This is a genomic window from Streptomyces sp. NPDC102406, assembly GCF_044765725.1.
In the GTDB taxonomy this organism is placed as follows: domain Bacteria; phylum Actinomycetota; class Actinomycetes; order Streptomycetales; family Streptomycetaceae; genus Streptomyces.
Map to the genome: position 1 here is coordinate 124492 of NZ_JBIWKP010000014.1, position 13715 is coordinate 138206.

Sequence of the window (13715 nt, forward strand, 5' to 3'; positions counted from 1 at the left end):
GGGAAGGGAGCCGGCAGGCGGATCAGTAGTGCACCCGCCGGTTGTCGTCCGTGACGCGGTACCGCACGTTCCACAGGCTGCGCCGCACGTAGGTGCGCTGCAACCAGCGGTCCTGCCCGTCGTAGCGCGCGGTGAACGTCGAGCGGGCGTGCACCCCCTTGCGGTTGTTGATCAGCAGGGCCTGCCCGGGACGCAGCCGGACACTGTGCGCGACCTGCCCGCACACCTCCTGGAGGGTGTCCAGGGCCTCGCGCGCACCGCTGGTGAGCGGCTGCACACCGTTGGCGGAGATGGCGATCTCGGGATACGAGGTGTGCCCGCTGATCATCGGTACCGGGTCGGAGAGGACCTCCTGGCCGTCGGCCACGTCGCGCACATAGCTGCCCGGCGCGTTGAGCCGGAACAGCGGGCTGCGCAGCGTCTCCAGGGTCGCCGGGGGCAGCGCGGCCGAGATGTCACGGGCGTCGGCGTAGAAGGTGCCGGCTATACCCTCGTGGTCCGCGCGCAGGCAACTGAGCACCAGGAAGTCCGGGTTGGCGACGTCGTAGCGGCCGATCACGTCGTGCATGATGTCGCTGTGGAAGTTCAGGAAGACCTCTGACCCCTGGTTCGTCTGGGTCTTCGAACCGCCCGGCACCGGCACCACGTCGTGGATGAGCTGTCCGGCCTTCTCCGTCAGCACACCCATCGGCTCCCCGAGCAGACCGCTCAGCCCGAGCAGCACCCCCTCGGCGACGAACGAGGTCTTGTCGGTGCTGGGCCCGCCGTCCGAGGGCGTGTCGGGCAGGACGGCGTCCACGGGGAGGTTGCTCACGAGGGCGACACCCGGGGTGTCGACGTGCCGGCCGAAGTCCAGGATCTGCTGGAGCAGTTCCGTCGGCAGCGTCGCGAAGATCTGGAGCAGCTTGGCCGTCGACCGGTCGATGTCGATGTTCGGATCGGGCAGCGCCGCCAGTCGCTCGGCCAGAGCGTCGCGCACGGCGTCGGGCAGGGCGATCTCGGCGAAGGTCGGCATGGTGTCGGGGGTGGTGGCCGGGACGCCGTGGTCGGTGGTCGCGGTCATGTCTCAGACTCCTTGCATCTCGAGCAGGGGTGCGTTGGGGTCCGCGCTCGGGCGGTTCACATGGTCGTGCAGTCGTTGGGACAGGTGCAGGGCGTCCTCCTCGTCCCTGGCCAGTTGGGTCGCCACCTGGCTGCCGCGGATCGCGGTCACCGGCACACCCGCGTACTCACCGGGCGCCAGGCCGTTGCGCCGCTGGAACTCCGGCAGGTCCACGAAGCCACCGGTGACGGCCACCAGCGGCCCCGAGGTCAGGCGCACCACGTCGATGTTGGCGCCGTGGAAGACCGCGTAGGCCCGGTCGGCGAGTTCGTCGCTGTCGTAGCGCAGCGCCGCGGAGCGCTGGTTCAGGACCACGGCGGCCACCGTGGAACCGGCACTGCCGATCACGGTGCCGATGGTGAACGGGTCCCGGTTGTAACGGCAGACAATCTCGATCTTGTGGCGCTGGGCGAGCCGCACCGACCGCCGGTGCAGCACCTTCGCGCCGTACAGGGACATCAGCGCCGCCGTGTTGTACGACACCTCGCCCAGCAACTGCGCGCCCTTGATCAGGTGCGGGTCGGAGCTGTAGATGCCGTCGACGTCGGAGTGGACCTCGCAGCGCGGCGCGCCGACGGCCGCCGCCACCGCCACCGCCGACAGATCGGAGCTGTTCTTGCCCAGCCACGTCGGCCGGCCCTCCTTGTCGGCGGCCTGACCGCCGGGCACCACCACGACCTCGTTGTCGCGCAGCGCCGTGCGCAGCGGCTCGGGATCCGTGTGCTCCAGACGGGCCCACATGAACGCCGAGTCGGTGGTCAGCCCGAGCTGGTGACCGGCGAGCACGGTCGCGCTGCGGCCCACCCGGTGCAGCGCCGTCGCCAGAAGCTGCGCGCCCACCGTGTCGGCGAGCGTCAGCAGCCCGGCGACCGTCTCGTCCTCCGGGTGCGCGTTGACCTTGCTGAGCCGCTCCCGGAACTGCTCCGTCTCGCCCGGCTGGCCGCTCACCACGACCACCAGGCGCGTCCGCTCCTCCTCCACCCTGCGCGACAGCGCCTCGGCCAGTTGCCCGTACGCGGCCAGCGTCCGGAAGCTGGAGCCACCGAACTTCAGCACGGCGGGTGGCCGTCCGTGCGCCGCGGGCGCCGAGGCCGTCACACCGTCCCCCGGGCTATGAGCTCCTCGGCGATCTGGATGGCGTTCAGGGCGGCGCCGATGGTGAGGTTGTCGGCGACCAGCCAGAGCCAGAAAGCGCGCGGATTGTTCGGGTTGACCCGCACCCGGCCGACGTGCACCCGGTTCGGATCGTCGATGGTGGCCGGCGTCGGGAACTCCCGCACCGACTCACGGTCGTGCACGGTCACCTCGGGCAGCGAGGCAAGCACCTCGACCAGCTCGGCACGGTCCACGACGCCCTGTGCCTCGATCCAGACGGCCTCCGAGTGCCCCGTGACCACCGGAACGCGGACACAGGTGGTGGTGACGTCCAGATGCGGGATGCCGAGGATCTTCCGGGACTCCTGGAGCATCTTCTGCTCCTCGAGCGTGAACCCGGTGTCGAGGAAACGGTCGATCTTCGGAATGACGTTGAAGGCCAGCGACGGCGTGAACTCCTTGCTGGGATACGGCTCGTCGGGCCGCTCCAGCGCCGCCCGGCTGGCGTCCTTGAGCTCGTCCACGCCCGGGTGGCCGAGGCCCGACGCCGCCTGGTACGTGCTGACGACGGCCTGGCGCACGCCCCACCGCTGCTCGATACCCTTCAACAGCCGGACGAGGGGGATCGTCGAGCAGTTCGGGTTGGCGATGACCCCCGACGTCGGCCGCCGGTCCAGCTCGTGCGCGTTGACCTGCGGTACGACGAGCGGGGTGTCGGGGTCCATGCGGTAGGCGATGGTGTTGTCGATGACGACGGCGCCGGCCGCGGTGGCCTTCGGCACCCACTGCTGACTTGCCTCCGTACCCGCCGAGAAGAACGCCAGGTCCACGGTGGAGAAGTCGAACTCGTCCACCGCCTGCACCGGATAGGCGACACCGTCGACGCTCAGTTCGGTACCGGCCGAGCGCGCCGAGGCCACCAGATGGACGGCGCGGTAGCGCAGCCCGCGCTGCTCGATCAGATCGATGAGCGTGTTGCCGACGGCACCGGTGGCCCCGACGATGGCGATACGCGGCGCACGGGAATCGGTGACGAGGGTCATCGGGTACCTCCGGACGTGATCTCGACCTTGTCGGTGTCATCGGTGTTGTTGGCGTTGTCGCTGTCCGCGGCGGACGGCACCGCCGCGGCCTTCGCCGGCCGCTTGAAGGACCAGCCCAGGTTGATGCCCAGGCTCGCCGCGACGATCAGCGGAATGCCCAGCGCCTGCAACAGGCTCACGCTGTGCCCGTACACCGCCCAGTCCATGAGCATCGCCACGGCCGGGTACACGAAGGCCAGCACCGCGATCTTCGCCGTGGGCAGCTTCTGGTACGCCGAGTACATGAGCACGTACATCACACACGTGTGAATGAGCCCGAGGCCGATCAGCCAGCCCCAGTCCCCGCCGAGGCCCTTCGTCTCACCCAGGGACGTGAACGGCAGCAGCAGGAAGATGCCCAGCACGAGCTGGACCAGGGCCACCAGATGCGGCCGGACGCCCGTGACCCGCTTGGTGATCACCGTGGAGACGGCGTAGAAGACGGCGGCGAGCAGCGCGAACCCGAGCCCCGCCAGATAGTCGCTGTCACCGCTGCCCGTCAGATCCGACGCGGACACACCCGCGACCAGGATCAGACCGACGAAGGCGACACCGAGCCAGCCGAACTTGGTCGCCGTGAGCTTGTCGCGGAACAGCAGCGCGCCCAGCAGCACCACGTAGAACGGCTGCGTGTGGTAGACGACCGTCGCCACCGAGATGGACGTGCCCTCGTAACTCTCGAAGAGGAACGCCCAGTTGAAGACGATGAAGACGCCGCCGAGCGCGGCGAGACCCAGCTTCTTCGGCGTGAAGTTGTGGTTCTTGAAGAAGCCGCGCACCAGGCAGTACAGGCCCAGCGCGATGGTGCCGAACAGGCAGCGGAAGAAGACCACGTTGAAGGGGGACGCGCCCGATTCGATGACGAAGACGCCAAGGGTGCCCGAGAGCACCATGGCGAGGGTCAGCTCGGTCGCTCCCTTCTTCTCCGTGCCCGGGGCCCGGGTGTCGGTACTCATGATGAGACTGCCTTTCGCAGGAGGAGACGTACTGGGGGATGGGCCCGCACGACGGGCGTCAGTGCAGGGGCACGGCGTACTGCAGACCGCCGCGCGTGTACAGCTCGTTGAGACCGCGCGGCACGGCCAGGCCGGACGCCGCGCCGAGATTGCGTTCGTAGAGGTCCGCGTAGGTGCCGACCGCGTCCAGGACCCGGCCCGCCCAGCCCTCGTCGAGACCGACGGCCGGGCCGTGCGCCCCCGCCGACTCGGCCGCCTGGGCGAGCGCCTTCTCCCGCTCGCCGACCTCGTCGACGTGGAACTCGGCGGACACCAGCAACTGCAGCACCCAGCGGCACAGCCGGAACCAGGCGGCGTCGTCGTCCCGGACCGCGGCGGCCATCGGCTCGCGGGAGATGGCCTGATCCAGGATCAGATGCGCCGACGGGTCGTCGAGCGCCGCCCGCTCCCCGGCCAGCGCCACCCGGTCGAGCACATAGGCGGCGCAGTCCCCGCTCGCGTAACCGGCCAGCGTCGCCGCCGGCGTCGGATGGGCGACCGGCTCCACCGCCAGACCCCGACTGCCGTACCAGGCCGCCAGATTGGCCGCGCTCGTCGTGCCCGACTGGACCGCGACCTTGCGGCCGGCCAGCTCCTCGGGACGAGTGATGCCGCTGTCCGCGGGGACGAGGAAACCCTCACCGTCGTAACAGGTCACCCCGGCGAACAGCACCGGCAGCGAAGCCTCACGGCCCAGCGTCCAGCTCACGTTGGACACCGTCAGCTCCGCGGCCCCGCCCGCCAGCGCGGTCAGCCGGTCCGCCGGATCGGACGAGACCCACTCGACGGCGTCCGCGTCACCGACCGCCGCCGCGGCCACCGCCCGCGCCACATCGGCGTCGAGACCCGACCAGCGGCCGTCGTCACCGCACATCGACAGGCCACGGATACCACGGCTCACCACCGCACGCAGCGCGCCGCGACGGCGCACCACGTCGAGGGTAGGTGTACTCACGACAGGCTCCTCGGATAGGAACGAACGGAGGGAAAGAGGTTGTTGCGGGCCCGCAACCCGAGCACCCGCACACGGCGACGGGTCAGCGCGGAGACCGTGGGACGCGGACGGCTCACGCCCGCTGACGCCCTCACGCCGACTCCCGGGGATGCGGGCGCGCCGCGTACTGCTCCACGCTGCGCAGATGACCGTGCGTGAGCTGCTCACCGTCGAAACGGCGCTCATTGAAACCGAGCATCGTCAGCAGCCCCTTGGCGCTCACCGGCCGCGCCGACCTGCGCGCCACGTCCAGCGGCATCCGCCCCGGCTCCGCCCACTGCAACATGCCGCCCGCGTCCACATAGGCCCGCGACTTGTTGGCGTTGTCCTGGTGCAGGCAGTACGGCACGTCCAGGAAGCCCCGCTCGAACGCCCGCACAAGCGCCTCGCCGACCGTCGGAGCCAGTTCGAGAGTGCTGTCGATCAGCCGCCGCGCCTCCTCGTAGATCCCCGAGTCGGTCGCCACGACGGCCTGCCCGGAACGCTCCGCCTCGTCACGGGCGATCGACGCCGCGAACTCCAGCGCGTCCACGTTCTCCGCGATCGTCGGAATACGATGCGCCTCCGCCGGCGTCTTCACGATCAGCCGCTCGCTGCCGCTGCGCACCGCGAGCCGCACACTCTCCTCGAGGATCCGGAACGAGCCCGTGGGCGTCCGGGGGAAGACACCCATGAACGTGTAGAGCACGACATGCCAGGTGGCCGAACCAAGACGCTCACCGGCGAACCGGCGCAGCGCCGCGATCGCCTCCAGGTCCTGCCCCGGATGCGTCTGCTGCGCGTAGCTCAACGAGATGTCGCTCAGCCCGTGCTCCCGGAAGAACAGGGCCTCCAGGACACTCAGCGCCACCAGCAGACTCGGCGGGCACAACTGTCCCAGCATGCAGCCGCCGAAACTCTCCAGATGCATCGGCACGGACTGCTCGGCGATCAGCTCACAGCACCGGGCCCACGCGTCGACCGCCTTGCTGATCGGCGCCCGGCTGTAGGGCAGGCAGTACGACACCGGACCGCCCTCGGTGGCGTCGACCCCCGCCTCGACCATGGCCTCGAACAACGGGTACGGCAGCGCCGAACCGTGCCGGACCTGCACCGGGAAGTCCGCCCCCGACACCGACTCCAGCAACGCCCGCGTCGTACCAGCCCCATGGGCCACCAGCGGGAACCCGTTCAACTCGGCGCCCGTACGCAGCGCCTGACGCGCGGAGTCGTGGTCGTTGACCCGCGTGTAGCTGTCCAGCGTGATCGTGCCGATGGCCGTGGCGTCGGCGCCGCGGACACCGAGCAGCCCCTCGCGCATCGTGGCCAGATCCGCGAAACCCATACGCGGCTGCACCACCAGCCGGCCCTGCGCATGAGCCTCGTGCACGTAGCGGGAGAACCGCCCGCCCTGACGCGACCGGTCCACGAAGGAGCCGGACGAAGGTGAATGCGTCAACTCGCTCATGCCGCCGCCCCCGAAGAAACGAGAGCGGGCCGCGAGGAGTTGCTGTCGAGTGTGCCGAGGAATTCCTGAAAACCCTCGATACCGCCATCCGCCTCGAACACCGCGTCATAACCACTGAGAGCGAGTTCTTCGGCGAACACAATGTTGTCGGCGCCACGCACTCCGAGCTTCCCACCGATCACCACACGCAGATCGGACAGCTCGGGATGGTTGCGGATCCGGCGGATCAGCCGCAGCCCGTCGAGGTGCCCGTGCCCGTTGACCGTGCTGATGACCAGCACGTCAGGCTTGGAGCGAAGGCACTCCTCGATGATGAGGTCATCGGGGACGCAGGCCCCCAGATTCGTGACGTGGGCTCCCTGTTCCTCCAGCAGGAGCTGCAAGAAAACGAGATTCCACATGTGGGCGTCGGAGGACACGCTCGACACGACAAAGCGCTTGGACGGAAGCATGACCTGGGACATGTTGATTCCCTCTGGTGTGTAACTGGGACTCTAAAAGTCTCTGCGGCGCCCGACAGAAAATCCAGGATTCCGGTTCGGGGAAACAGATAGCGGTGATCGCGTGAATCGATCGATGAAGCTAATCCATTCATGCGCAGCATGCAGAATTCTCATGAATTCCCCAGCCGTTTCCGCTGCCCGCCGAGACTTCCGAGCGCGACAGCGGATCAGGACTCCTGACGCTCCTGGTACTCCCTGCTCAGGAAGTCGATGACCTTCTCCACGAACACCTGCCGCTCCCGCGAGAGCTGAGCCCCCTTGCGCCACGCCAACTGCGTGTACAGCACGAAGGGGATCTCCCAGGCCAGCGGTACGAGCGCACCGGCGGCCAGCTCGTCCAGGACAGCCATACGAGGCAGCAGACTGACGCCGAGACCGGCACCGACACCGCGCTTGATGGCCTCGATGTTGCCGAACTCCAGGAACGGCACCGGCTCACCGGAGCCGTCGTTCAGCTCCGCCTCGAACAGCTCCCGGTAGGCGCACCCGGCCTCCGGCGCGAGAACCGACTCCAGCCGCAGATCGTCCGTGGCCACCTTCACCTCACCGGCCAGCCGGTGCTTCGGCGCGGCCACCACGACGAGCGGCTCGACCCCGAGCACCTCGCTGTGCACGCCGGAGTGCTGCGTCTCCGCCTCCATCAGGAACCCGGCGTCGAACACGCCCTGGCGCAGCGAGTGGAGCGTCTCGGCGCACAGGCTCGGCCGCAGCGCGATCTGGAGCCGCGGGTAGCGGTGGTGGAAGTACTCCAGGACCGCCGGCATCCGATAGGAGGTGATGGACTCCATCGTCCCGATCGTCAGCACACCCTCGGGCTGGGCGTCGGGGGAGGCGGCCCCGCGCGCCTCGTCGGCCAGCGAGAGCATCTGCCCCGCGTAGGGCAGCAGCCGCGTACCGGCGGGCGTGAGCTTCACCTTCCCGCCGACCCGCTCGAACAGATCACTGCCCAGAGACACCTCAAGGCTCTTGATCTGAGCCGTCACACTGGATTGCGCGTAATTCAGCTCGGCTGCGGCTCGCGTGAAACTCCCCAGCACGGCCACGCGGTGGAACGTGCGGAGTTGCCGTATGTCCATTGCTCTCTCCCGGTGCGCTACGTGGAGTTGACCCACGGTGGACGAGACACCGAGCCTGCCGACCGGGACCGGTCACGCGGAAGAACCGACGGATGGCACACAGTGCCCACGACAGGTTTGTGCCGGGCTTCGGGAGGCAGGCAGACCGGTGCGAACCGGTGAGCCGCCCCACCGACCACCGCGCCACGCCGCGTTCAGGCCCGCGGCCCGCCGCCGTCATTGCTTCTCAGCCGCTCACCGTCCAGGATGGTTACGTGAACCACGCCTTCCCTTGCGGGACGCTCCCACTCGACTTCGTCGGCACACTGCGCACACGACGAAACGAGTCGCCGACGGAGAAGCTCGCCACCCCCGAGCTGCTTGACGCCTGGTTCGTCGAGTCCGGCGTGCTCGATCTGGCGCCGGGCGCGAGCGGCGTCGACCTCACCCTCGCCATCGACCTGCGCGAGTCCATCTACTCCCTGGTCACGGCACGTATGGACGGCCGCCCGCTGCCCGCCGAAGCGGTCGCCGAGGTGAATCTGCAGGCATCCGGCATGCCCGTGACACTGCGGCTCGGCCCGGACGGCGCCACCCGTACCGGCTCGGTCTCCCAGGGGCTCGCCGCGCTCGCCCGCGAGACCGTCGAGATCATCGGCGGGGACGACGGTGACCTGCTGCGCGAATGTGCCCGCCCCGAGTGCACCCAGACCTACCTCGACCGCTCACGCGGCCACCGCCGCGAATGGTGTGCGATGCGCACCTGCGGCAACCGGGCCAAGGCCGCCGGCTACCGCGCCCGCCGGCACAGCTCCCAGGACTGACCCCGCACTCCGGGCCGCTCTCGACCCGCAAGAGTAACCCTCTTGACTGGTTACCCGCGAGGAGCGAAACTGAAGGCAGTCCGGGAGGCAGACGGACGTGATCTTCTGAGTGGAGGACGGTCATGAACCAGGAAGCCCTGATCAGCACCCCGATCGACGCCGCCGCAGCAGGCGCACGGCACGCCCGCTTCGGCAGACTTCCCGAGCGAATCCGAGCGGAGGACACCACGCAAGGCGTGGACACCGGACTGGTTGCGAGGGTCAACGGCTCGTACAACCCCGAGGGGCAGTGGCAGTACTTCTCGTGCCTGGCCCTCGACCTGGGCCTGTAGGGCGCGTCAGAGATGGTCGGCGTCGACCACCAATCATCTGACGGTGGGAAGCAGACACGTCCCCCGTCGAACGCCGACACGACACCGTCCGACCTCCCCCGGCAGCCCCCGGGCACAGGTATCAGGCGGAGCTGTTCGCACCGTCGCGCTGAGCCAGGGTGTACATGACGGAGCGCTGCTGCTTGTGCCGCCGCACGCGTCCCTTGGCCACGAGCGCCTCAAGGGTGTTGCGCACCACCTGCGGTGTGGGGTTGCGGTCGGGATGCTTCTTCAGGAGCTCGTCCCGCAACTCCTTCGCCGGACGCGGCTCGTCGTACTTGTCGAGCAGCTTCATGAGCAGGTCACCGAGCAGAGCCTGACGCGGCTTTCCCCTGGTACCGCTCTTCGCCGGAGCGCCCGCCGACGTGTTCCTCGTCGCCGCCGTACGCCGCGAAGTGGCCCCGGCCGCGGCCCCCTTCGGCTTGGTGACGACCTGCTGCTCGTCCTGCACCTGCTCGGGCAGGCGGGACGCGTCGGCCAAACCCTCGTACCGCTCGGCGAGGCTGATGATGTCTCCCAGGAGGGCCTCCTCCTGTTTCAGCATCGTGATCCTCTCCTGCAGCTCCCGCTGCAGGCGGCGGTTCTCCTCCAGATCCGACGCGGCTTGATCGACATACCGCGCTCGGAGCGCGGCGGCTGACTGGCTGGTCACAACCGTTCACTCCCTCGATGTAATGACGTGTGCATGGTGCGCACGTCCGGGTTCCCGTAAAGACAAGCGCCGGCGCCCAACGTTTCGCCCGGCATGTTCGCTCCTCACGATAAGCGTTGATGAGTGCGCGCACGCGGAAACGGCAGAGCGAGGTGTGCGGGCCCGGAGCGCAGGAGCGCGCGAAGGGTGCGGGCGGGCACATGTGTCTAACGGACGCAGGTGCGACACCCGGGTGGACCGGACGACGCAGCACACAGCACGGGGGTGGGGGGGGGGGGGGGGGGGCGGGGCGGGGGCCCCCCCCCCCCCCCCCCCCCCCCCCCCGCGCGCGCGGGGCCCCCCCCCCCCCCCCCCCCCCCCGCCCCCCCCCCCCCCCCCCCCCCCCCCCCCGACCCCTCCCGGCGCGGTATGCCTTGCCGCACCGCGTTCACGCGCTATCCGGACCCGTCCCCATCCACGTGCTCGGAGGCTTCCTCCTCCACCTCCGCCATCGCGGGGTCGAGGAGGCGCGACAGGAAATGACGGGTCCGTTCATGGCGGGGGTGGGAGATGACCTGGCCGGGAGCGCCGTCCTCGACGATCACCCCGCCGTCCATGAAGACGACCCGGTCGGCGACCTCACGGGCGAAGGACATCTCGTGGGTCACCACCATCATGGTCATGCCGTCCCGGGCGAGCATGCGCATCACCGCGAGGACATCGCCCACCAGTTCCGGGTCGAGCGCGGACGTCGGCTCGTCGAACAGCATCACCTCGGGGCCCATGGCCAGCGCGCGGGCGATGGCGACACGCTGCTGCTGGCCGCCGGAGAGAGAGGAGGGGTAGGCGTCGGCCTTCTCGGCGAGCCCCACCCGCGCCAGGTTCTCGGCGGCCACCTTCGCGGCCGTCACCTTGTCCCGCCGCAGCACCCGGCGCTGCGGCAGCGTCAGGTTCTCGGTCACCGTCAGGTGCGGAAAGAGGTTGAACTGCTGGAACACCATGCCGATCCGGCGGCGTACGGCGTCGATGTCGACGTCCGGATCGGTGACCTCCGTACCGCCGACGAACACCTGCCCCTTCGTCGGCTCCTCCAGCAGGTTCACACACCTCAGCAGTGTGGACTTGCCTGAGCCGGAGGGGCCGATGACGCAGACGACCTCTCCCTGTCCGATCTCCAGATCGATGCCGCGCAGCACCTCGTTGTCTCCGAAGGATTTGTGCAGGGCGCTGACCCGGATCTCCGGTCGGCTCATTTCACGGCCTCCTGGGCCTTGGCCTCCATACGACGTACGACGAAGCCGAGCGGGATGGTGACCAACAGGTAGCACAGGCCGGCGACGAGGATGGGTGTGGAGTTGGCGGTCTGGCTGGCCAGATCGCGGCCGAACTTGGACAGTTCCCGCTCCTCCAGGGTGACGCCGAGGAACAGCACCAGCGAGGAGTCCTTGAACAGGAGCACCAGTTCGTTGGTGAGCGGCGGGAGGATGACCCGGAAGGACTGCGGGAGGATGATCGAGACCATCGCGCGGGCGTGCGAGAACCCCAGCGACCGGGCCGCCTCCATCTGCCCCTTGGGTACGGCCTGGATCCCCGCGCGGAAGGTCTCCGCCATGTACGCGGCGGCCACCAGACCGAGAGCGAGGGCCACCTTGCCGTAGGTGCCGCCGATGATCTCCGTTCCGGGGAAGGCCAGCGGGACGGCCACGCCGATGAAGATGAAGATCAGCAACGCCGGCAGACCGCGGAAGATCTCGATGTAGACGCCCGCGAGCCAGCGGTAAGGCCCCACGGAAGACAGCCGCATCAGCGCGATGACCATGCCGAGCACCAGGCCGAAGGCGAACCCGGACACGGTGTACAGCACGGTGTTCTTCAGTGCCAGCGTGATGACGTCGGGGAACATCTGCTCCGCGATGGCACGCTGGGCGAACTGGTTGCGCAGCCGGCCCCAGTCGGCCGCCGCCGCGAAGGCGACCACGGCCGCGGTGAAGACGACGTACTGGACTCCGCGGGAGAGCCTGCGCCGCTGACGGCGGGTCAGGCCCTTCCTCTTCGGCGGCAGCGCTGTGTCCGGAGGTGTCATGAGGCGGACGGGGAGGCCGCGGACTCGTCGTACGGGCCGATCCACCGCTCGTACAGCTTCTTGTAGGTGCCATCAGCCTTGGCGTCAGCCAACGCCTTGTCGATGGCCTTGCGCAGCTTGTCGTTGCCCTTCTTCACCGTGAAGCCGTACTGCTCGCCGGTGTCGATCTGCTCGGCAACCTTGAAGGCACCGGAGTTGGCCTTGTCCTTCAGCCAGCCCTGGACGACCGGGTAGTCGATGACGACGGCGTCGACCTGGCCGGTGCGCAGACCGTTGAGGACAGCGTCGGAGGACTCGAAGGAGACCGGGTCGAGGCCCTGGCCCTTGGCGTAGTCCTCGCCGGTGGTCTGCGCCTGGGCGCCCGCCTTCTTGCCCTTCAGATCGGCGAAGGAGGAGATACCGCTGTCCTTGTCGGCCAGGACGGCCTGGGTCGCCTGGAAGTAGGGGGCCGAGAAGTCGACGTTCTTCTTGCGCTCCTCGGTGATGGTCATGCCTGCGGCGGCGAGGTCGCACTGCCCGGCGTTGAGGGACCCGCCGGTCTTGAAGTTCTCGAAGGGCTGGTCGACGATGTCCTGCTCCACGCCCAGGTCCTTGGCGACCAGGTCGACCAAGGCCACGTCGAAGCCCTGCACCTTGCCGTCGATCTCCGACTGGAAAGGCGGGTAGGGCAGGTGGGTGCAGGTGGTGAGCCGCCCGGCCTTGACGAGTTCGACACCGCCGGTGGCCGTCTTCTTTCCTCCGTCGCCGTCGTCGCTGGAGGTGCATCCGGCCACCAGGACCAGCCCGGCCGCCGCGGTGGTGACGGCCAGAAGACGAGCCCGGTACCTGAGGGCGGTGTTCAAGGAGACCTCCTGTGAGATGGGGGTTGTGATTATAAGGAGAAGTATGAGGCGCTCAAACAAATGGACGACCTCGGGGCCATCCTGAGGCATGCTTTCCCGCGTGAAATCGGGCCGTCGCACAGGCTGGCCGCGGCAACGAGCCGGAACAAGGACACTTTGCCGAGAAGGCGCGGAGCGACACACATGTTCCGCGACACGTGTGCATCTAACGTAATATGTTTCTAGTCCGCGTGTGACCAGGGTTTCCCACGGCTCTGCAGTCCGCTGACAGGTTTGTCATTGTGATGACATCAAACGCGTCTGTCACAGCAGACTCCAGAGGCGAGATCTCCCAGGCACATTTTTGCTAGGCCGGATTGCCAGGTTGCAGTCAGACAAGAGTAGCGAGTAAAACGCCGCCAACTAGCGATGCGCACAAAGCATTTGATGCCTAGTCAGGTACCTGAAAAAGGATTCCTGGAGAAACCTCACGCGTCAGCACCCCCGCCTTGCAGCCAGCCCCAGGAATTCGCGGAGCGAATTTCTGTAGGCCGAATTGCGGAGCAATTCGGGCCGCGGACAACGGAGTTGGCCGCATTAGACGCGGAGCGTCGGTTGAGGACGGCGGAGCCGGCCGGTGGGCCACGCGGAGCGTGGCCGTCTTCCCGCCACGTAGTGGCGGCGCGTCGTGTCTGCGGAGCAGACCGCGCGC

At 68.6% G+C, this 13715-nt stretch carries 14 protein-coding genes; 2 read left to right on the forward strand and 12 right to left on the reverse strand.

Going from position 1 to position 13715, the window contains the following annotated elements:
- Positions 1 to 22: 22 nt before the first annotated feature.
- The 8 genes from ACIRF8_RS34300 to ACIRF8_RS34335 form a co-directional block, all read right to left on the reverse strand.
- Positions 23 to 1063, reverse strand: a complete 1041-nt coding sequence (locus ACIRF8_RS34300) for a TauD/TfdA family dioxygenase (RefSeq protein ID WP_404221521.1) — start codon at positions 1061 to 1063, stop codon at positions 23 to 25.
- A gap of 3 nt (positions 1064 to 1066) precedes the next feature.
- Positions 1067 to 2200: an aspartate kinase gene (locus ACIRF8_RS34305; protein WP_404221523.1), complete on the reverse strand. Its 1134-nt coding sequence runs from the start codon at positions 2198 to 2200 to the stop codon at positions 1067 to 1069.
- Positions 2197 to 3240, reverse strand: coding sequence for an aspartate-semialdehyde dehydrogenase (locus ACIRF8_RS34310; RefSeq protein WP_404221525.1), 1044 nt, complete (start codon positions 3238 to 3240; stop codon positions 2197 to 2199). Before ACIRF8_RS34310 ends, ACIRF8_RS34305 begins: the two co-directional genes overlap by 4 nt.
- A complete protein-coding gene (locus tag ACIRF8_RS34315; RefSeq protein ID WP_404221528.1) occupies positions 3237 to 4235 on the reverse strand; it encodes a DMT family transporter in 999 nt (332 codons plus the stop codon). The genes ACIRF8_RS34310 and ACIRF8_RS34315 overlap by 4 nt, the downstream gene beginning before the upstream one ends.
- Positions 4236 to 4293: 58 nt before the next feature.
- On the reverse strand, positions 4294 to 5229 hold the full coding sequence (locus ACIRF8_RS34320) for a transporter substrate-binding domain-containing protein (RefSeq protein ID WP_404221530.1): 936 nt from the start codon (positions 5227 to 5229) through the stop codon (positions 4294 to 4296).
- A gap of 130 nt (positions 5230 to 5359) precedes the next feature.
- On the reverse strand, positions 5360 to 6715 hold the full coding sequence (locus ACIRF8_RS34325) for a methylaspartate mutase (RefSeq protein ID WP_404221532.1): 1356 nt from the start codon (positions 6713 to 6715) through the stop codon (positions 5360 to 5362).
- A complete protein-coding gene (locus ACIRF8_RS34330; RefSeq protein WP_404221534.1) occupies positions 6712 to 7179 on the reverse strand; it encodes a cobalamin B12-binding domain-containing protein in 468 nt (155 codons plus the stop codon). Before ACIRF8_RS34330 ends, ACIRF8_RS34325 begins: the two co-directional genes overlap by 4 nt.
- A 206-nt stretch (positions 7180 to 7385) precedes the next feature.
- A complete protein-coding gene (locus tag ACIRF8_RS34335; protein ID WP_404221536.1) occupies positions 7386 to 8294 on the reverse strand; it encodes a LysR family transcriptional regulator in 909 nt (302 codons plus the stop codon).
- Positions 8295 to 8548: 254 nt separating this feature from the next.
- Here ACIRF8_RS34335 and ACIRF8_RS34340 point away from each other — a divergent pair, with 254 nt between their 5' ends.
- Positions 8549 to 9097, forward strand: coding sequence for a CGNR zinc finger domain-containing protein (locus ACIRF8_RS34340; protein WP_404221538.1), 549 nt, complete (start codon positions 8549 to 8551; stop codon positions 9095 to 9097).
- A gap of 122 nt (positions 9098 to 9219) precedes the next feature.
- Positions 9220 to 9429, forward strand: coding sequence for a hypothetical protein (locus ACIRF8_RS34345; RefSeq protein WP_404221540.1), 210 nt, complete (start codon positions 9220 to 9222; stop codon positions 9427 to 9429).
- 121 nt (positions 9430 to 9550) lie between these two features.
- On the opposite strand, the gene ACIRF8_RS34350 is transcribed toward ACIRF8_RS34345, so the two are convergent.
- The 4 genes from ACIRF8_RS34350 to ACIRF8_RS34365 form a co-directional block, all read right to left on the reverse strand.
- On the reverse strand, positions 9551 to 10120 hold the full coding sequence (locus ACIRF8_RS34350) for a hypothetical protein (protein ID WP_404221542.1): 570 nt from the start codon (positions 10118 to 10120) through the stop codon (positions 9551 to 9553).
- 434 nt (positions 10121 to 10554) lie between these two features.
- Complete coding sequence (locus tag ACIRF8_RS34355) at positions 10555 to 11352, reverse strand: amino acid ABC transporter ATP-binding protein (protein ID WP_404221544.1); 798 nt, start codon at positions 11350 to 11352, stop codon at positions 10555 to 10557.
- Positions 11349 to 12182 (reverse strand): amino acid ABC transporter permease, encoded by an 834-nt coding sequence (locus ACIRF8_RS34360; RefSeq protein ID WP_404221546.1) that lies wholly within the window; start codon positions 12180 to 12182, stop codon positions 11349 to 11351. Before ACIRF8_RS34360 ends, ACIRF8_RS34355 begins: the two co-directional genes overlap by 4 nt.
- Entirely contained in the window at positions 12179 to 13024 is an 846-nt protein-coding gene (locus ACIRF8_RS34365) for an ABC transporter substrate-binding protein (RefSeq protein WP_404221548.1), read from the reverse strand. The genes ACIRF8_RS34360 and ACIRF8_RS34365 overlap by 4 nt, the downstream gene beginning before the upstream one ends.
- Between the last annotated feature and the right edge of the window lie 691 nt (positions 13025 to 13715).

Excerpts from the sequence above, each read along its gene's own strand:
- ACIRF8_RS34300 (WP_404221521.1), bottom strand. The coding sequence starts at position 1,063 with ATGACCGCGACCACCGACCACGGCGTCCCGGCCACCACCCCCGACACC.
- ACIRF8_RS34310 (WP_404221525.1), bottom strand. The coding sequence starts at position 3,240 with ATGACCCTCGTCACCGATTCCCGTGCGCCGCGTATCGCCATCGTCGGG.
- ACIRF8_RS34315 (WP_404221528.1), bottom strand. The coding sequence starts at position 4,235 with ATGAGTACCGACACCCGGGCCCCGGGCACGGAGAAGAAGGGAGCGACC.
- ACIRF8_RS34325 (WP_404221532.1), bottom strand. The coding sequence starts at position 6,715 with ATGAGCGAGTTGACGCATTCACCTTCGTCCGGCTCCTTCGTGGACCGG.
- ACIRF8_RS34330 (WP_404221534.1), bottom strand. The coding sequence starts at position 7,179 with ATGTCCCAGGTCATGCTTCCGTCCAAGCGCTTTGTCGTGTCGAGCGTG.
- ACIRF8_RS34335 (WP_404221536.1), bottom strand. The coding sequence starts at position 8,294 with ATGGACATACGGCAACTCCGCACGTTCCACCGCGTGGCCGTGCTGGGG.
- ACIRF8_RS34345 (WP_404221540.1), top strand. The coding sequence starts at position 9,220 with ATGAACCAGGAAGCCCTGATCAGCACCCCGATCGACGCCGCCGCAGCA.
- ACIRF8_RS34355 (WP_404221544.1), bottom strand. The coding sequence starts at position 11,352 with ATGAGCCGACCGGAGATCCGGGTCAGCGCCCTGCACAAATCCTTCGGA.
- ACIRF8_RS34360 (WP_404221546.1), bottom strand. The coding sequence starts at position 12,182 with ATGACACCTCCGGACACAGCGCTGCCGCCGAAGAGGAAGGGCCTGACC.